The organism is Streptomyces sp. 840.1 (assembly GCF_003751445.1).
In the GTDB taxonomy this organism is placed as follows: Bacteria; Actinomycetota; Actinomycetes; order Streptomycetales; family Streptomycetaceae; genus Streptomyces.
The window spans coordinates 1,214,234-1,231,771 of sequence record NZ_RJUU01000003.1 but is presented as its reverse complement, the minus strand read 5'-3'; the positions used below and the strand labels follow the sequence as shown (position 1 = coordinate 1,231,771).

The following is a 17,538-nucleotide window of genomic DNA, read 5'->3' as shown; positions in this document are numbered from 1 at the left end:
TGCCCGGTCCTACTTCTCAGCGTACGCCGGTGCCTCAGGGCGCCCGCGAGCGCGACGGTTCAGGAGACAACTGCCGTGACGCGCCACAGCCCGGGCCCATGAAAGGACGATGACGATGACATCCCACGAGGACCTCCCCGCCCCGCAACAGGGGCTTCTCCTCACGCACTTCCTCACAGTGCGCGACGTGCCGGTGTCGCGGCGCTTCTACGCCGACGTCTTCGGCGGCGAGGTCGTGATGGCGGAAAACCCCGCGATCGTGAAGGTGGCCAACAGCTGGATCATCATGAATCCCGGCGGCGGCCCCACGCCCGACAAGCCGGGGATCACACTGGAGGCACCCCGGAGCGGAGACCGTGTTTCCAGTTTCCTCAATGTTCGGGTGGCCGACCTGACCGCGTTCTACGCACATGCCGTGGCCCGCGGAGCCGGCTTCCTCACCGAGCCCGTCGACCGCGGATCCGAGCTCCGCTGCTACCTCCGCGACCCCGACGGCTACCTCATCGAGGTGGGTCAGTCGACCGGCCTGCTCGCCGGGATCCAAGCGGCTGCGCCGGCGGAGTCCCGTTGAGCACGCCGTCGCGGCCCCGCCTCACGGGCGGGGTACGGAAATGAAGGTTGTCGTCCTCGACGACGGCGGGCTCATCGGCGTCGAGACCGCGCTCTGGGTCCGGGACCACGGGCACGAGGTCGGTCTGGTCTCGGCGCCCGGGGGCCTCGACCTCCTCACACGGGACGAGATCGCCGAGGCCGTACAAGGCTGTTCCGTCGTGATCGACTTGTGCCACCAGCCTTCCCTGGCCATGGGGGCCCTGGACGAGGAACGCGGCTTCGCCATGGACGAGGAAAGACTGGTCGAAGCGTGGCTCTGCTCCACCAGTGACCTCATGCGGGCCGAGGCGGCGGCCGGCGTCACGCATCATGTGGTCCTGTCCGTCGTGGGAGCGGACCGCGTGGCGAGCACGGGTGCCTTCCGGGCTCTCCAGGCCCATGAGGCCATGATTCGGCGGTCCGGTGTCCCTCACACCATCGTCCGTGCCACGCAGTTGTTCGAGTCCGCCGAGGACATCGCGGACGCGGGCACCGAGGACTGGATCATCTGGGTGCCGCCGGTCGACGTACGCCCCGTATCGTCGCGGGACGTGGCCATGCTGGTCGCGCACTGCGCCGTGTCCCGACCGCTCAACGGCGTCCGGGAGATCGCCGGCCCCGAGGAATTCCGGCTGGACGTCTTCATCCGAGAAGCCCTGACCGTGGGGGATGAGTGCCGCCGTGTCTTCACGGACGTGCGCAGCCCGTTCTTCGGTGCGCATCTCCGGCCGTCGGACCTCCTGCCCGGTGCCGGCGCCTTCATCACGGAGACGAGGTTCCGGGATTGGTTCGCCGGTTGCTCCGCGCCTGAGATCACTTCCTGACACCGCGGTTTCGTGCGCCGCGCTGTGAGCGGCGCTGAAGATCTGCCCCATGGCATGAAAGAGAGTGGCTGATGACGACACTGAACATCACTCTGCTGGGCGCGGCTCGCGAACTGGCTGCCGTGAGGCTGCCTCCCGTCACCTCCGCCCACAGCGGCCGGGCTCTGCGCCGTTTCGCCCTGGAACTCCATGTTCCCGATGAGCGGCACCAGGAACTGGATGCCGAACTCGAAGCGGCCACGTCGAACGAGGGACAACACCTCAAGGGGACGGACGCCGCATGGCGCGTCGCGGAGGGCTGGACCGCTGCCTCCCAGGGACGTCGGCCCGAGATCTACATCTACCGGATGGAGGTGCGGGAGATCGAGGCCCTGCACGCCTCGGTCCTGAACATCGGAGAGCTCAGCCTTGTCCCGATGAGGTACAGGGAACAGAGCGACGGGGGCGTGGTCACGGCGACGCTCGTCACGGAGGTCATCGGTGAGGACAACGAACGCTTGGAAGGGCTTCTGAGCGCGCCGGGCGCCTTCCACGACGTCGTTCGCCGAGGCATCACCGACATCCCTCTGCGGATGCGCTTCGGGCGCTGTGTGTGGCAGCGGACCGAAGACGGTGCCCACCGTCACCACGTGGTTCTGGTCGCCGACGAGGACAGAGCGGAAGTAGCGCCGGACGCTCTCGCACTGGTGAATCAGCCCCAACTCGTGAGAATCACGGAAAGGGCCATCGCCAACACCCGGGCACTGGCCGGACTTCTGACGGAGCTGCATTCCCACGGTGTGTTGAGTGAGCGTACTCTCCAGTCGATCAGTGAGACCGCATTCCCACGCCCGCTGACGCCGCAGGAAGAACGTGGGTTGTCCCGTGCCGATCGTGTGGCCGACTACTGGCACTGACACCGCGTCGGCGTGCGGGTGTCACATCGGTCGGGCGCCGACTGTCAATGGGCACAGACGCCCCTAAGCACCGCCCCTCAGCAGGACCACGAGGGGAACTCACCTGGGCAGCGTCACCGGCAACCGAGGAGTTCATGTGACCAGCACAGCGCAGCCACGAGCCAGGACGGCTCCCCCCGACCGTCTCGGGCACGTCATCTTCATCGCGGCGGCGGCCGCCATGGGCGGATTCCTGTTCGGCTACGACAGTGCCGTGATCAACGGCGCCGTCGAAGCCATCCGGAGCCGCTACGACGTCGGCTCCGCGGCCCTGGCCCAGGTCATCGCGATCGCGTTGATCGGCTGTGCCATCGGCGCCGCGACCGCGGGCCGTACGGCGGACCGCATCGGTCGTATCCGCTGCATGCAGATCTCAGCCGCGCTCTTCACCGTCAGCGCCGTCGGGTCCGCGCTGCCCTTCGCCCTGTACGACCTCGCCTTCTGGCGCGTCGTCGGCGGCTTCGCCATCGGCATGGCCTCCGTCATCGGCCCGGCCTACATCGCCGAGGTCGCCCCGGCGGCCTACCGCGGTCGGCTCGGGTCCTTCCAGCAGGCCGCGATCGTCGTCGGCATCGCGCTCTCGCAGCTCGTCAACTGGGGCATCCTGAACGCCGCCGGCGGCGACCAGCGCGGCAAGGTGATGGGCGTGGAAGCCTGGCAGGTGATGCTCGGAGTGATGGTCGTCCCGGCGGTTCTCTACGGTCTGCTCTCCTTCGCGATCCCCGAATCGCCCCGCTACCTGATCTCCGCCGGCAAGGAGGCGCGCGCCCGCAAGGTGCTCGCCGAGGTCGAGGGTGAGGGCGTCGACCTCGACGCCCGTGTCGCCGAGATAGAGCTGGCCATGCGGCGCGAGCACACGTCCGTCTTCAAAGACCTGCTCGGCGGCAGATACCTTCTCCTGCCGATCGTCTGGATCGGCATCGGCCTGTCGGTCTTCCAACAGTTCGTCGGCATCAACGTGGCGTTCTACTACTCCTCGACGCTGTGGCAGTCAGTCGGTGTCGACCCCTCACAGTCGTTCTTCTATTCGTTCACCACGTCGATCATCAACATCATCGGCACCGTGATCGCGGTGCTCCTCGTCGACCGGATCGGCCGCCGGCCGCTGGCGCTCATCGGCTCCGTGGGCATGGTCATCGGTCTCGCCCTGGAGGCATGGGCCTTCTCGTTCGACCTGGTCGATGGCAAGCTGCCCGCCGCCCAGGGCTGGGTCGCCCTGATCGCCGCTCACTTCTTCGTCCTCTTCTTCGCCCTGTCCTGGGGTGTCGTCGTCTGGGTCTTCCTCGGTGAGATGTTCCCGAACGGCATCCGCGCCGCCGCGCTCGGTGTGGCGGCCTGCGCCCAATGGGTCGCGAACTGGGCCATCACCGCGAGCTTCCCGTCGCTGTCCGGCTGGAACCTTTCCGCGACCTACGTGATCTACACGGTCTTCGCCGCGCTCTCGATCCCCTTCGTGCTCAGGTTCGTGAAGGAGACCAAGGGCAAGGCGCTGGAGGAGATGGGCTGAGGCCCGTGCCCCGGGCCGCAGCGCTTCCGAGACTCGGGGAGACGGGCCAAGTCCCCGCTGCCCTCTCCTCGACCACGCTGCCTCCGTCCGGTCATACACGGACGGAGGCAGCGTCTTGTCCTCGTACGAGTCGGTGGCCCACCTCTGGCTCTCGCCCACCAGGTGCGGGCGGCGTTGCCATCGGCCCGTCGTCACGCGGCTTACCCCTCCTCGCTGTCCACCCAGCTTGCGAGCTTGCGCAGCTCCTTGCCGGCTGTCTCCAGCAGGTGCTCGCTGTCGGCCGTCTCTTGTACTCGTTGTACTTCTTCAGGCCGCCAGTGGTACTCGGCCATCCAGTTCTTGGCGAAGGTGGCGTCGCAGCATGCTCGCCGACAGCGGATTGGGGAGGGGAACAGCGAAGACGGGGGCTGGAGAGCCCAACGCCAGGGCGGCACAGAAGGCGCATGAACAGCGAGGTCTCTGCCGAGAGGCACCTGTGACACTGTCTCACATTGAGCGTGTGTCACAGATGGGTCGCTTGCCTTGTCAACGAGGTGAACAGAGGGGTGCGCCCCTCCGGCGGAGGTCGGACACCTTCGCCGTCCCGGCCGGGACGCGAGTCACCGCCGACGGCGGTCACAGATCCCCGGCGCCTACGACACTGAAGGTGAGCCTGTCCCCATGCTGCAGAATCCGCCCGACACCTCCGACGCTCCCTCGACGACAGACATCGCGACACTGGAAGACCTGCGCAGGCATCTGCAGTGGGCCATTGAACTTGAACACGCCACGTTGCCCCCCTATCTCACGGCCCTCTACTCCCTTGATCCGGAGCGAAACCCCGACGCCGTACAGCTCATCGGTGGCGTCTTCGTCGAGGAGATGATTCATCTCGCCCTGGCGGCGAACCTCCTCAATGCTGTAGGCGGACAGCCCTGTCTCGACGCGCCGCATTTGCTACTTCCACACCCGCGGACGATGCCCCACGCCGACCCCTCCATCGAGTTGTCCCTCCTGCCGTTCGGGCAGGAGGCTTTGGAGATGTTCCTCCGCATCGAACGACCGGCGCTTCCGGAAGATCCTGCCGAGGCCGACAACTACGAGACGATCGGCCAGTTCTACGACGCGATTGAGAAGGGGCTACGGCGCCTGTGCGCCGAACTGGGTGAAGAGGCGGTCTTCACGGGGAATCCCGCCCGTCAGGTCGCTGGTGGTCCGTTCGCCCACACGGCAGGGCGCCTCGATCCGGTCACCGGTCTCGATTCCGCCCTCGCGGCGTTGGAGGAAATCGTGGAGCAGGGCGAAGGCGCGGCCAGGGCCGACGTCTGGGACGAGGACGCGGACCTGTTCCGCCCCGGAACAAAGGCGGCGTCCCACTATTACCGTTTCAAGGAACTCGCCCTGGGACGGCGCTATCAACCCGGTGACACGCCTGATTCCGGCCCCACCGGCGACATAGTGACCGTGGACCCTGCCGGTGTCCGCCCGGTGCGCCCGAACCCGCGGATCGAGGAACACTCCGAGGGCAGCGCGATCCGCGTCGCGCAGGAAGCATTCAACCTGACGTACTGCAAGATGCTGCAACAGCTCGAGCAAGCGTTCAACGGCAACCCGGCGATGCTTGGTATGTCGGTGGGCACCATGTACGCGATCAAGGGGCAGGCATCGAGCCTGATGGCCCTGCAGGACGGCGACGGGCAAGTCGCGGGTCCCACCTTCGAGTACGTCGCACGTGAAAATCGCGGTTGACCCGGTTCCCCTCGCCACCGGAACAGCGTCGCGGAACTGTGCCTCAGTCAGGAGACAGGAAAACCGCACGATTGTTGCGGTGGAGAAGGAAGTGCGCCTCGCGAGGACCCGATTCGCGGCAGCCCGTACCGAGCATGACGTCTGCCCGACGGGCCGTACGAGCCGGACTGTGAAGGACGCGCCTACACGTTGTGCGTCACGATCGAGGCGCGCACCGTCGACCAGGCGTTGCTCGCGGCGGACTCTCTGCTGCTGCGGTGCGGTGCTGTCCGGAAGAGCGGAGGCCCCAGCAACCGACCGGGCCGTTGAGAGCTCCGCCGATCACGTGTGACGCGCCCCTGTGTGTTTGGTTCAGCATGACCACACCGTTACCGGCATTGCCAGGACCCCAGGGTTGTCGCGTCTCCATAGTGCTGCCTCGCAGCCTTGCACGCTGTCAGATCCGCGCCGGCATACGAACCGATCAGCGCCCACAGCGAAGAACGACACAACTCTTTTTCACGGAAGGACATCAGCCATGACCATCAGGGCCAAGTCAGCAAGCCCCACCACTCGCAGGGGCCTACTCAAGGGAATGACGATCGCTGCCGCTGTTCCGGGGGCAGCGGGGCTGTTCGGCGGCTCCATAACGACTCCGGCACGCGCGGACGACGGGGACACTCTGCCGGAATACGCGCCAGTGCCCGCGCACGCGCTCGGCCCTGTTCCGAACGCGCAGGGCTACTACGTGGGCCGCATTCGAGGCAACCTCTTCTGGATCACCGATACCAACTATCAGGCCATGTTCCTCACGACCCGTGATGGGGTTGTGCTCGTCGACGCGCCCCCCACGCTCGGCCACAATCTGCTGCGAGCCGTCAGAGACGTCACGAAGGCGAACGGCATGCCAAACAAGATCACACACTTGATCTACTCGCATTCTCACGCCGACCACATCGGCGCGTCCGCCATCCTCGGCAAGCACGTGCTGCGCATCGGGCACTCGGAGACCCACGCCCTGCTCAAGCGAGACAGGGACCCGAACCGCCCGCTTCCGACGCAGACGTTCGACGACCGCTTCGTCCTCGAAGTGGGAGGCGAACGATTGGAACTGGCCCACCACGGACCTAATCACTCGCCCGACAACATCTACATCTACGCGCCCGGCCATAAGGCACTGATGCTCGTGGACGTCTTCTTCCCGGGCTGGGTGCCGTTCAAGAACTTGGCCATGTCCGAAAGCGTTCCTGCTTGGTTGGAAGCTCACGATGTGGCGATGCAGTACCCCTGGCAAACTTTGATCGGCGGCCACCTCGGCCGTCTCGGCAGCCGGACCGACGCCGAGATCCAAAAGACGTATCTCTCCGACCTGGATACAGCCGTGCGCAATGCGATAGAAACGGTGGATCCTTCCCCGTACGTCGACAAGTATGGTCCGAGTGGCAACTCCTGGGCAGTCTTCAAGACCTACCTCGACGCCGTCGCCCGTCGTGCAGCTGACCCTGTCGCCGCGAAGTACACCGGCAAACTGGCCGGTGCCGACGTCTACACCGCCGACCATGCCGCCACGCTGCTGGAGTCACTACGTATCAACGCGGCTCTCCTCGGCCCCTTCGGCATCCACCCCTGACGCACCCGGGTGTCCGCCGATGGGACGTAGGCGGGCTGTCTAAGGCCTCGCCCCCGTTGGCCACGTAGAGGGCGGTCCACCATGCGCAGAGGTCACCGCTCGGTGTGGTTACCTGCTTCTGGAAGGCGAGCCGGCCCTTTCTCTGCAGCCGGTCGGGTGGACAGAGCACATGCTTGGAAGGCACGTGCTCTATTCGCTGAGCTATGAGGGCTGACCTGTGTAAACGCAGCATCCGGGTGCTGTCCCCAGGGGCGTGGGGGACGCATGGGATCTTGGATTTCCCGGTGAACGGGGGACGCGTGCGCTCTTCGGTCGGGTCGTACGTAGGGTCTCATATGGCCTTCCCCCCCGAAGCCTCTCGCGGCAACAATTCCACCTTCCCCGGCGTTGATGATCTCCGAGCCGAGGAGGGGAAGGTGCCGGGCCTGAGGCTGTTCCGTACGGATACGACCAATAGCGGTATGACCGAGGTCATGCCGCGTCTCGCTGAGATCGAGGCTGATGTGCAGGGTCTCGTCGAGTTGCGTACGCAGACGCTGTTGGGGTGCGGTTCCTGGCGAGCGAGTACGGGACTGGGCCGGTGCACGGGGGCCGGATCGATTCGCCCGGGTTGGATGAGAACGGGTCGCCGGTGTTCGTGGAGTACAAGCGCGGTACGGACGCCTGCGTCATCAACCAGGGCTTGTTCTACCTGGCGTGGCTGATGGGCCACCGGGCCGAGTTCGAGCCCCTTGTCCGCGACCAGCTCGGGGTCTCGGAGGCGTCCCAGGTCCTGTGGAGCGGTCCGCGCCTGATTTGTATCGCAGGTGACTTCACCCGCTACGACGTGCATGCCGGCTTCCAGTTGACAAGAAGCGCGCCCTCCTAGAACTCCTCGATGTCCGAGTGCTTGTGACCAGTAGCGTTCCCGGAGCCCTCCGTAACGCCGGCTGCCCCTTCGAAGCCTGGTTCCAGAAGCACACGCGCACGGTGCCACCGACGCTCACGGATGAGCAGTGGACATCTGTGGAGGACCTCTTCCCAAGACCCAAGAGGCAGTCCAGGATTGTTCCCCCGCGACTCGCGTTTGAGGCGTCGTTGCACGAGGTTCGGCACGGCCTCATGTGGAAAGATCTGCCGGAGCACGTCATTCAAGGGCAGCGCCCACAGAGCCTCTACCAGCGTGCCCTTGAGTACCTGAAGACCGGAGCTTGGGAGAGGGCGGTATGTGCACTGGGCGACTACGGCGGTACACCGGTTCCACCGTTTTACGGGCTGCCCGACCTCCACATCACGGGCATCTTCGACCCGCGCCTGGGCGGCCCCGCGAACTGCGATGCGGCCGGGAGAGACGCCACTACCTTCGAGGGCGCGCCCGCACACATTTCAAGCTGTTCATGGCCTGCCCCGGCGTCTTCTACAGCGACGACGGCCAGATCCTGCGCGCCATGCAGCGGGCCGAGTCCAACGGCGACCTGATCATGATGCAAGCGGAGAACGGCATCGCCGTCGACGTCCAGGAGGCGCTGTGGCGGGGCCTGCGGAACAACGAGCTCCAGGTCGTCTCCACCGACCACTGCCCGTTCTGCTTCTCCGGGCAGAAGGAGATGGGACGGGGCGACTTCTCGAAGATCCCCAACGGGATGCCGGGCGTCGAGAACCGGATGGACCTCCTGCACCAGGCGGTCGTCGACGGCCGGATCTCCCGCCGCCGGTGGATCGAGATCGCCTGCGCCTCACCGGCCCGGATGTTCGGCCTCTACCCCAAGAAGGGCACCATCGCCCCCGGCGCCGACGCGGACCTCGTCGTCTACGACCCGGCCGCCGTGCAGACCGTCTCTGCCCGGACCCACCACATGAACGTCGACTACTCGGCGTACGAGGGGAAGCGGCTCACCGGGCAGGTGGAGACCGTGCTCTCGCGCGGTGAGGTCGTCATCGACCGCCGCACGATCACCGGCCGCGCGGGACACGGCATGTACACCCCGCGCGCCACGTGTCAGTACCTGGACTAGGAGATCTGGCATGGACTTCGGACTCGTCCTGCAGACCGACCCGCCCGCCTCGGCCGTCGTCGGGCTGATGCGCCGCGCGGAACGCAACGGCTTCCGCTACGGCTGGACCTTCGACTCGGCGGTGCTCTGGCAGGAACCCTTCGTCATCTACAGCCGCATCCTCGAACACACCGACCGCCTCATCGTCGGCCCGATGGTCACCAACCCCTCCACCCGCACCTGGGAGGTCACCGCCTCCACGTTCGCCACTCTCAACGACATGTACGGCAACCGGACCGTCTGCGGCATCGGCCGCGGCGACTCCGCGATGCGCGTTGCGGGCCGCAGCCCCAACACGCTGGCCAGACTGAGCGATGCGATGGACGCCATCCGCGACCTCGCGGAGGGGCGTGAGGCCCTGGTCGACGGGCGGCCGATCCAGATCCCCTGGATCAAGGACGGCCGGCTGCCCGTCTGGATGGCCGCGTACGGGCCCAAGGCGCTCGCGCTGGCCGGGCAGAAGGCCGACGGCTTCATCCTCCAGCTCGCGGACCCCTTCCTCACCGAATGGATGATCAAAGCGGTCCGGGACGCGGCGGCCGGGGCGGGCCGTGACCCGGACTCCGTCACCATCTGCGTCGCCGCACCCGCCTACGTCGGCGACGACCTCGACCACGCCCGTGATCAGTGCCGCTGGTTCGGCGGCATGGTCGGCAACCACGTGGCCGACCTGGTCACCCGCTACGGCGAGCACTCCGGGCTCGTCCCCGAGGCGCTGACCGACTACATCGCGGGACGCTCCGGCTACGACTACAGTCACCACGGCCGCGCCGGAAACCCCGACACGACCTTCGTACCGGACGAGATCGTCGACCGGTTCTGCCTGCTGGGGCCACCGGCGGCACACATCGAGAAGCTCCGGGCCCTGCGCGATCTGGGCGTCGACCAGTTCGCCGTGTACAACATGCACGATGCCCGCGAGGCCACCATCGACGCCTACGGCGCCGAGATCATCCCCGCCCTGTCCGGCTGACCGCCCCCACCGGGCCACCGGCCGCCCCGCGCCCCCGCCGTGAACGGCGGCGGCCGGGTGCACCGGCCGGACCGTGGCGACAACTGACGGCTGGTCACCCGGCGCGGGTCCGCGGTGCGTTGTCACCCAGCCTGTCGACGTGGGCGATCACCGGAGGCGCCGAGGCGCCGTGGAGAAGGACCGATACCAGGATGGTGAAGACCACCACCGACCACATCTCGTTCTCGTACGTCCGGAAGTCGCCCTCTCCGAAGGCGTAGGCGAGGTAGAAGAGGGATCCGATTCCGCGGATCCCGAAGAACGCGGTGACCAGGCGCTCCTTCCGGCCGCCCCGCCCGCCGAACTGTGCGAGCCACCCCGACGCCGGGCGTATCAGCAGGTGCAGGAGCAGGCCCACGGCGGCGCCCCGCCAGGTGAGGTGGCTCAGGGCGCCCGTCGCCACGAAGGCGCCCACTCCGAAGAGCAGGACCGCCATGAGCAGCCTCTCGATCTGGTCGGTGAACTCGTGCAGGACCTTGTGGTAGCCGTGGCCGTGTTCGAACCTGCGCACGGTGCAGGCAGTCACGAACACGGCGAGGAAGCCGTAGCCGTGCAAGGACTCGGTGATGCCGTAGGAGGCGAACGTCGCGCCCAGCGCCACAAAGCCTCCTCCGTTCTCGGAGAGCCGGAGGGATCGCGTGCCGGACCGGAAGGCCATCCGTCCGAGCAGCAGGCCGGCGCCGACGCCGACCGCAACGCCGACGCCGAGCCTGAGGAGGACGTCGCTCACGACCCAGTGCGCGAGCGAACCCGTAGTCCGGCCTCCGCCGGCCTCCGCCAGCGCGACGGCGGCGAGGACGAAGGGGAAGGCGAGCCCGTCATTGAGGCCGGCCTCGCTCGTCAGCGCGAAGCGCACCTCGTCCTCGTCGTACTCGGCGTCCGTGGGTTCGCCGACTCTCACCTCGGAGGCGAGTACCGGGTCCGTGGGTGCGAGTACGGCGGCCAGCAGAAGCGCGACGGACAGCGGCCAGGAGAGCAGCCACCAGGCCGCGAGCGCGGTGGCGCCGATCGTCAGGGGCATGGCCAATCCGAGCAGCCGCCATGTCGTGGACCACTGGCGCCACCCGAACGGACGGTTGATGGCCAGCCCCGCGCCCATCAGCGAAATGATGACGCACAGCTCGGTGAGATGCTCCACCCAGATCCGGTCCGTGACGGGGTCGACCGAGGGAAGAGGCAGCGGCAGCAAGTACGTGGCCGTACCTGCCGCCAGGAACACCATCGGAACGGAGACCGGCAGCCGGAACAGCAGTCTGGGCAGCACCGCGGCGAGCAGGACGCCGATGCCGAGACAGGCGTACACGGCACCGGTGGTGGTTACCACGTCCGGCCGCTCCTTTCGGTTGTCGCGGAACCTCCCCGCACCCGCCCGCACATGAGACCGGTGGAATTCATTCCGTCGGAGCGGCAGCCCGGCGGACAGGGGGCGATAAAGAAAGGCGGCCCAGATCGAATTGTCCCGGGCGCACGATGAGGATCGAATCGGGAGAAGAGCAGGAACGTCATTGACGTCGGGGCTGTGGCGGAGTGCGGGATACCCGTTCCCGCACAAGCCAGGGCCGGCCAGAAACTGCTGGCCGACCCTGGCTTGTGGACGGTGCCGCGATGTCAGCGGCGGCGGTAGCTGTCGTAGTAACCGCCGATCTGTTCGTGGTATCCGGCGTCACCGACGTGCTTGTCCTTGTCGAACTCGGGGGAGTCCTTGATCTGGTCCTTCGTCAGGTCGACGAATATCTTGCGCTCGGCCTGGTCGACGGTGCGTACCGTGCCGGCCGGCAGCAAAACGTGCTTGCCGAAGATCCAGAGGCCCGTATCGACGACGAGATATGCGGAGTTGACGTCGTCCGAGTGCTTGTCGACCTTGCCGATGCTGCCGTCGGTGGCCTCGACCTTGTATCCGATGAGGTCGGTTCCCGCCGTGTGGCCCGTGGTCGGCTGGTAGCCCCAGATGCTGTCACTCATACATTGCTCCCTCACTGAGATTCTTCCTGCTCCACCGTCGAAACAGTGGAGTCGGTCGGCGTCTCCGGAATAGGCGGTGACGCGCTCTCAGAACTTCGGGTGCCCTGCATCCTGGACCCCACACACGTATATGGCAGGAGATCCTCTTCGCTGCGACGCGTGAGACGGTGCGATGCCCGGGTGGGGTGTCCGGCAGGTATTGCTGTCGTCCCGGCCACGGTATTCGTCGAATTGATGCGTCGATTCCCCAACGGACCCGCAGTGCCGTGAATCCCTGCTGTGGACACGGCCTGCCGCACGGCGTGCCGTGCGGAGTGGGGCGGTACCTACGGGCTTCAGGCCGTCCCCGTGGAACGCCCCAGCAGGGCGTTGATGTCGAACGTCTGGTCCGGCGGCGGGGTGGAGGTGGGCACCGGCTTGTCGAAGGCGGAGAAGTCCACGGTCGCGTCCGCCCCGTCGCCCTGGAGGGTGAGCCGCAGGGGGTAGGGCTTTCCGGTGGCCGCCACGTAGAGGACCATCGTCGTGTTGTCCCGCAGCCTGGTCAGCGGGATGACCGGCTCCGTGCCGAGCGTCGTCCTCGGGCCCTTGTTGAGGGTGCCCGTCTCGTTGTCCGCGTTGTCGCTGACCAGCTTCTGGAAGGTGTCCAGATCGCAGGCCTTCGTCAGCGGGAGCAGCCGGGAGTCGGTGGCCGACGCCCTCATGTAGCGGCCGTTCAGGATCGCGGCGAAGGCCTGCCCGCCGTCGGGGACCTGGTTCTTCCAGAAGTCCGCGTCGGGTTTGACCCAGACGTCGTTGCCGCGCTTGACGATCTCCACCGAGCCCTGGCTGTTGCCGAGGTCCACCGAGCCGTCGCAGTTGCCGCTCCGGTCCAGGGTGAGCTCCAGGGACATCGGCGTACTGTCCCGGCCGAGGTCACCGTGCGTGCTCAGGTGCATGGAGTGCGCGTCGAGCAGGGCGTCGCGGGCGCGGTCCGCGATCTGCTGGGCGGTGAGCGTGCCGATGTCGTCCGCGTGTGCCACGCCGCCGCCGACGAGGCCGCCGCCGGTGACGGAGAGCACGATCGCCGCGGTCCATGCGGCCGGGCGGGTACCGAGGTGTGGACCGGTCACGTCGCCTCCTCGAAGGGTCATGGCGGGGTAGTGCGGGCGTTCAGGTCCGCAGTCCGGTCTTTCGAGCGTACGCCGGGGCAGGGGCCGCCGCCCGACGGGAGAACGCCACCCGGACGGGTAGCCGGCGTGACGTCCTGCGGCGATTGCGGTTAGGGGAGCCAGGGCCCGCCGTCAGACCGCCGTCGTCGCCCGAGGGGCGGCCACGAGGGCGGCCGGTTCGTCACGACCGAGAGGAAACCATGAACAAGACCATGCGGAACCTGTCCGCGACCGTGCTCCGGGGCGCCGCTGTCGCGGGCCTCACCGCGGCGCTCGCGGCCTCCACCGGCCTGGCCACGACCGCCGCTGCCGCCGCTGCGGCGGCCACGCCCCCGGGGCTGTCCTGCGACACGGGCAAGCACGCCGTCGACGACTACACCGGCTACGCGCTGTGCCGGAACAACGGCTCCACGACGCAGACCTTCTGGGTGCACCTGGTCTGCGGCTGGTCCCCGGACGTGGACGGCGAACACGTCACGCTCAACCCGGGCCAGTCCGGCCAGTCGACCGCGCACTGCGCCGGCCTCGGCACCGGCATCGGTGAGATCACGGTGCAGCCGTAGGACGGTAGGGCGTGGGGCCGGCGCACGGCCGGCTTCACGCCCGCGATCCTGGCCGCTCCTCGATCCACCCCGCGTCCAGTGCCGGACGGTCGTCGTGCACCACGAACTCCTCCTCGCACTCCAGCACTTGGAGGCCGGCGGCGCCCAGCGCGGCGAGGAGCGCGTCGAGCTTGGCGCGGGCCCCCGCCCGGCCGACCGCGTGGCAGCGCTGGGTGACGAACCGTTCGTGACGGCCCCCGCCGACGGCGCGCCGGGCGTTTCGCGAGAGGTGTGCGCCGTGCCGGACGGCCACCGAGCGGGCGGCGGTGACCTCTGCCTCGCCGCCGAGCAGCAGCTTGATGTGGTGCTCGAAGTGGCAGAGGGGATCGAGCGCGACGGCCTCCCCGGCCGTCCTCGGTACGTCCTCGTTCCACGGAGCGGCCTCGATCTTCACCCGTACGACGGTGAATCCCGCCGCACGCAGCGCGTCCGAGCGGACCTGCGCCGAGGCTCGCCGCCCGCTGAGGGAGCCACGGCCCCGTTCGGTCAGCATCGGCTGGTCGCGGACGGCGCCCCGGTCCAGGAGTATGCGGGTGAACTTCAGACCGTGCTCCGCCGCCCAGCGCCCGAGCCGGGCGGACTCCTCGGCATCACCCGTGCCGCGCCCGGGGACCGGGCACACCGTCAGATGCGTCTCGAACTCGCCCGCGAACTCCGCCCCCACGCGTCCCCACCTGTGCCTTCGTCGTTCATGACCGTCCACGGCGCTGTCGCCCCGTACGCGGCCCATAGATTCCGGCAGCGAACCTAGCAAGCGCTGCGGACACTGTCCGCCGAACGGTTGAGCGGACCGCCCCGACTCGTTACCCTCCAGTAGCGACCGGGCGGACAGGTGCGCTCACCTGACGGCACGAGGGAGGCGGGCAGCACATGTCCTCAGCGGAGTCCATCGAGACGGATACGGCGGCCCCGGCCGGGCTGGCCGACAGCGCACGGGCCCTGGCGGACGGGCGCGCCACCGCTACGCGGCTGGTCTCCGAGGCCCTCGCCCGGATCGAGGCGAGCCAGGGCACCCTCAACGCCTTCCGGCACCTGCGCGCCGAGGCCGCACTCACCGAGGCGGCCGAGGCCGACCGCCGGCTGGCGGCGGGCGAGCGGCTGCCGCTCCTCGGGGTGCCCGTCGCGGTCAAGGACGACACCGATGTCGCCGGGATGCCCACCTACTTCGGCTGTGCGGGGGAGCTGCCCGCCGCCACCGCCGACAGCGAGGCCGTACGCAGACTGCGGGCCGCCGGGGCCGTGATCGTCGGGAAGACCAACTCCTGCGAACTGGGCCAGTGGCCCTTCACCGAGGGCCCGGCCTTCGGTGCCACCCGCAACCCCTGGAACACCGACCACACCCCCGGCGGATCGTCCGGCGGATCGGCGGCCGCCGTCGCCGCCGGCCTGGTGCCCGCCGCGCTCGGCTCCGACGGCGCCGGGTCCGTCCGCATCCCGGCGGCCTGGACCCACCTCGTCGGCATCAAACCGCAGCGCGGCCGGATCTCCGTCCACCCCCACAGCGACGCCTTCCAGGGCCTCACCGTCAACGGGCCGCTGGCCAGGACCGTCGCGGACGCCGCGCTCCTCCTGGACGCCGTCGCGGGTGCGCACCCCGACGACCCGCACCGCCCGCCGCCCGTCGAGGCCCGCGCCGCCGCCCGCCGCGACCCGGGCCGGCTGCGCATCGCCGTCGCCTGGCGGCCGCCGCTCACCCTGACCAGGACCGCGCCCCACCCGGAGGTACGGCGCGCCGTCGCCGAGCTCGCGGAGGCCCTGGCCGCGCTCGGCCACCACGTCGAGGAGGCCCGCCCCCGCTACGGGCTGATCGGCCTCGGCTTCGTGCCCCGCGCCACGGCGGGGATCGCCGAACTGGCCGCACTGCACCCCGACCCCGCGCTCCTGGACGCACGCACCCGCAGCGCCCTGCGCACCGGCACCCGGCTCGGCGGCCGGGTGGTGCGGGCGGCCAGGGAGCGCGAACTGCGCCAGCACCGCCGGATCGGGGCGCTGTTCCACCCCGCGCGCGGCCGGGCCGGATCGGGCTTCGACGTGCTGCTCACCCCGACGACCGCCCTCCCGCCGCCCCGGATCGGCAGCTTCGACGGGCTGAGCGCCTGGCGCACCGATGTGGCGATCACGGAGGCGTGCCCGTACGCCTGGCCCTGGAACGTACTGGGCTGGCCCGGCATCAACGTCCCCGCCGGGTTCACCTCGGACGGGCTCCCCGTCGGCGCCCAGCTGCTCGGGCCTTCCCGCAGCGAGGAGCGGCTCATCTCGCTGGCCGCCCAGCTGGAGGCCGACCGGCGCTGGTACGAACACCGCCCGCCGGCCGCGCTCCCGTTGCCCTGACCGGGGCGTCCGCCGCCCGGCGCGGACCGTCCCCGGCCGGCGGACCTACGGCACCCGGGCCGTCCACCCGGCCGTGCCGAACTTGGTGCGGACGAGTTCCTCGGCCCGGTCCTGCTCCTCCGGGCTCACCTTGCCGACGGTGAGCCCGTGGCGGGTGCGGAAGGACTCGATCATGTTGTCGATGACGACGCCCCGGGCGAGGCCGGTCTGGCGGCGGAGGGGGTCGACGCGCTTCTTCGCGCTCTTGGTGCCCTTGTCGGACATCTTCTCGCGGCCGATCCGCAGCACGTCGAGCATCTTGTCGGCGTCGATGTCGTAGGACATCGTCACGTGGTGCAGGACCGCGCCCGGCCCGCCGTCGTGGCCCACGACGCGCTTCTGGGCCGCTCCGGCGATCTTCCCGACCTCGGTCGCGATGTCGTTGAGCGGCTGGTACCAGGCCTTGATGCCCATGTCGCCGAGGGCTTCGAGCACCCAGTCGTCCAGGTAGGCGTAGCTGTCGGCGAAGGAGAGCCCGGAGACGAGCGAGTCGGGGACGGAGAGGGAGTACGTGATGGTGTTGCCCGGCTCCACGAACATCGCCCCGCCGCCGGAGACCCGGCGCACCACCGTCACCCCGTGCCGGGCGGCGGCCTCGGTGTCGACCTCGTTGCGCAGCGACTGGAAGCTTCCGATGATCACGGCGGGCGAGTCCCACTCCCAGACCCGCAGGGTGGGCGGGCGGCGCCCGGCCGCGACCTCGGCGGTGATCACCTCGTCGAGGGCCATGTGCAGGGCCGGGGACTGCGGCTGCTCGTGGATGAGCTGCCAGTCGTAGTCGCTCCACTCGGTGGCGTGCGCCAGCGCCCGGCGCACGGCGACGGCGACGCCCTCCGAGGTGAGGCCGAACATCACGGTCGAGGCGGGCAGCGCCGCGTCGATCCGGGCGGTGAGGTCGGCGGTGCCGGCGTTGGCCGGGGTCCCCTCCAGCGCCGCGTCGATCGCGAGGATCGCCTCGTCCGGTTCCAGGAAGAAGTCCCCGGCCACCCGTACGTCGCGCAGCGCGCCGCCCTCGACGTCCAGGTCCACCACGACGAGCTTGCCGCCGGGGACCTTGTACTCACCGTGCACAGTCATGCCTCCACCTCGGGGAACGGCTCGCGGGGTGAGCCGGACGCACGCACCGGTAAACGCGCTTCTGGGTCCACATCATCCCGCGTCGGCCGCCCCCGGGGCGGGCACCGGCGCGCGGCGGCACGCCGGAGCCCGCCGCCGGT

General features: G+C 68.9%; 16 protein-coding genes and 3 pseudogenes. 13 read left to right on the top strand and 6 right to left on the bottom strand.

What is annotated here, in order from left to right; genetic code table 11:
• The first annotated feature begins 115 nt into the window (after positions 1–115).
• The 4 genes from EDD93_RS37840 (at position 116) to EDD93_RS37825 (ending at position 3,857) form a co-directional block, all read left to right on the top strand.
• Positions 116–571 (top strand): VOC family protein, encoded by a 456-nt coding sequence (locus tag EDD93_RS37840; protein WP_123531681.1) that lies wholly within the window; start codon positions 116–118, stop codon positions 569–571.
• A gap of 40 nt (positions 572–611) precedes the next feature.
• Positions 612–1,415, top strand: a complete 804-nt coding sequence (locus tag EDD93_RS37835) for an SDR family oxidoreductase (RefSeq protein WP_123531243.1) — start codon at positions 612–614, stop codon at positions 1,413–1,415.
• 71 nt (positions 1,416–1,486) lie between these two features.
• The gene (locus EDD93_RS37830) at positions 1,487–2,311 is read left to right on the top strand and encodes a hypothetical protein (RefSeq protein ID WP_123531241.1); all 825 of its coding nucleotides are present in this window, start codon (positions 1,487–1,489) and stop codon (positions 2,309–2,311) included.
• Between the two features lie 136 nt (positions 2,312–2,447).
• Positions 2,448–3,857, top strand: a complete 1,410-nt coding sequence (locus tag EDD93_RS37825) for a sugar porter family MFS transporter (protein WP_123531239.1) — start codon at positions 2,448–2,450, stop codon at positions 3,855–3,857.
• A gap of 200 nt (positions 3,858–4,057) precedes the next feature.
• Here EDD93_RS37825 and EDD93_RS37820 read toward each other — a convergent pair.
• Positions 4,058–4,213 (bottom strand): annotated as a pseudogene (locus EDD93_RS37820) (ketol-acid reductoisomerase); the annotation flags it as partial.
• Between the two features lie 304 nt (positions 4,214–4,517).
• Between EDD93_RS37820 and EDD93_RS37815 the strand changes: the two are divergent.
• The 7 genes and pseudogenes from EDD93_RS37815 (at position 4,518) to EDD93_RS37785 (ending at position 10,200) form a co-directional block, all read left to right on the top strand.
• Positions 4,518–5,585 (top strand): ferritin-like protein, encoded by a 1,068-nt coding sequence (locus EDD93_RS37815; RefSeq protein ID WP_123531237.1) that lies wholly within the window; start codon positions 4,518–4,520, stop codon positions 5,583–5,585.
• Positions 5,586–5,774: 189 nt separating this feature from the next.
• Positions 5,775–5,894, top strand: a complete 120-nt coding sequence (locus tag EDD93_RS40770; protein WP_311318356.1) for a hypothetical protein — start codon at positions 5,775–5,777, stop codon at positions 5,892–5,894.
• 265 nt (positions 5,895–6,159) lie between these two features.
• Complete coding sequence (locus EDD93_RS37805) at positions 6,160–7,194, top strand: MBL fold metallo-hydrolase (RefSeq protein ID WP_260256125.1); 1,035 nt, start codon at positions 6,160–6,162, stop codon at positions 7,192–7,194.
• A gap of 416 nt (positions 7,195–7,610) precedes the next feature.
• Positions 7,611–8,050: pseudogene (locus EDD93_RS37800) on the top strand (transporter); the annotation flags it as partial.
• Between the two features lie 29 nt (positions 8,051–8,079).
• The gene (locus tag EDD93_RS40890) at positions 8,080–8,652 is read left to right on the top strand and encodes a transposase (RefSeq protein WP_123531234.1); all 573 of its coding nucleotides are present in this window, start codon (positions 8,080–8,082) and stop codon (positions 8,650–8,652) included.
• Positions 8,553–9,188 (top strand): annotated as a pseudogene (locus tag EDD93_RS37790) (amidohydrolase family protein); the annotation flags it as partial. The gene EDD93_RS40890 and the pseudogene EDD93_RS37790, both read left to right, overlap by 100 nt.
• Before the next feature lie 10 nt (positions 9,189–9,198).
• Complete coding sequence (locus tag EDD93_RS37785) at positions 9,199–10,200, top strand: TIGR03842 family LLM class F420-dependent oxidoreductase (RefSeq protein ID WP_123531232.1); 1,002 nt, start codon at positions 9,199–9,201, stop codon at positions 10,198–10,200.
• A gap of 94 nt (positions 10,201–10,294) precedes the next feature.
• Here the strand turns inward: EDD93_RS37785 and EDD93_RS37780 are convergent, their stop codons facing one another.
• The 3 genes from EDD93_RS37780 to EDD93_RS37770 form a co-directional block, all read right to left on the bottom strand.
• Positions 10,295–11,563 carry a sodium:proton antiporter gene (locus EDD93_RS37780; RefSeq protein ID WP_260256124.1) on the bottom strand — a complete coding sequence of 423 codons (1,269 nt, stop codon included), beginning with the start codon at positions 11,561–11,563 and terminating at the stop codon, positions 10,295–10,297.
• 284 nt (positions 11,564–11,847) lie between these two features.
• Complete coding sequence (locus EDD93_RS37775; protein WP_123531230.1) at positions 11,848–12,201, bottom strand: PRC-barrel domain-containing protein; 354 nt, start codon at positions 12,199–12,201, stop codon at positions 11,848–11,850.
• A 335-nt stretch (positions 12,202–12,536) separates the two neighbouring features.
• The gene (locus tag EDD93_RS37770) at positions 12,537–13,310 is read right to left on the bottom strand and encodes a hypothetical protein (protein WP_123531228.1); all 774 of its coding nucleotides are present in this window, start codon (positions 13,308–13,310) and stop codon (positions 12,537–12,539) included.
• 239 nt (positions 13,311–13,549) lie between these two features.
• Between EDD93_RS37770 and EDD93_RS37765 the strand changes: the two genes are divergently transcribed.
• The gene (locus tag EDD93_RS37765; protein ID WP_123531226.1) at positions 13,550–13,912 is read left to right on the top strand and encodes a hypothetical protein; all 363 of its coding nucleotides are present in this window, start codon (positions 13,550–13,552) and stop codon (positions 13,910–13,912) included.
• 34 nt (positions 13,913–13,946) lie between these two features.
• Here the strand turns inward: EDD93_RS37765 and EDD93_RS37760 are convergent, their stop codons facing one another.
• Positions 13,947–14,615 carry a hypothetical protein gene (locus EDD93_RS37760; RefSeq protein ID WP_260256123.1) on the bottom strand — a complete coding sequence of 223 codons (669 nt, stop codon included), beginning with the start codon at positions 14,613–14,615 and terminating at the stop codon, positions 13,947–13,949.
• 206 nt (positions 14,616–14,821) lie between these two features.
• On the opposite strand from EDD93_RS37760, the gene EDD93_RS37755 reads away from it, so the two are divergent.
• Positions 14,822–16,282 carry an amidase gene (locus EDD93_RS37755; protein WP_123531224.1) on the top strand — a complete coding sequence of 487 codons (1,461 nt, stop codon included), beginning with the start codon at positions 14,822–14,824 and terminating at the stop codon, positions 16,280–16,282.
• Between the two features lie 45 nt (positions 16,283–16,327).
• Here the strand turns inward: EDD93_RS37755 and EDD93_RS37750 are convergent, their stop codons facing one another.
• The gene (locus EDD93_RS37750; protein ID WP_185092664.1) at positions 16,328–17,392 is read right to left on the bottom strand and encodes a lipoate--protein ligase family protein; all 1,065 of its coding nucleotides are present in this window, start codon (positions 17,390–17,392) and stop codon (positions 16,328–16,330) included.
• Positions 17,393–17,538 lie beyond the last annotated feature (146 nt).

Coding starts and splice junctions, on each gene's coding strand:
- EDD93_RS37840 (WP_123531681.1), top strand. CDS start 116: ATGACATCCCACGAGGACCTCCCCGCCCCGCAACAGGGGCTTCTCCTC.
- EDD93_RS37835 (WP_123531243.1), top strand. CDS start 612: ATGAAGGTTGTCGTCCTCGACGACGGCGGGCTCATCGGCGTCGAGACC.
- EDD93_RS37830 (WP_123531241.1), top strand. CDS start 1,487: ATGACGACACTGAACATCACTCTGCTGGGCGCGGCTCGCGAACTGGCT.
- EDD93_RS37815 (WP_123531237.1), top strand. CDS start 4,518: ATGCTGCAGAATCCGCCCGACACCTCCGACGCTCCCTCGACGACAGAC.
- EDD93_RS37805 (WP_260256125.1), top strand. CDS start 6,160: ATGACGATCGCTGCCGCTGTTCCGGGGGCAGCGGGGCTGTTCGGCGGC.
- EDD93_RS37785 (WP_123531232.1), top strand. CDS start 9,199: ATGGACTTCGGACTCGTCCTGCAGACCGACCCGCCCGCCTCGGCCGTC.
- EDD93_RS37775 (WP_123531230.1), bottom strand. CDS start 12,201: ATGAGTGACAGCATCTGGGGCTACCAGCCGACCACGGGCCACACGGCG.
- EDD93_RS37765 (WP_123531226.1), top strand. CDS start 13,550: ATGAACAAGACCATGCGGAACCTGTCCGCGACCGTGCTCCGGGGCGCC.
- EDD93_RS37755 (WP_123531224.1), top strand. CDS start 14,822: ATGTCCTCAGCGGAGTCCATCGAGACGGATACGGCGGCCCCGGCCGGG.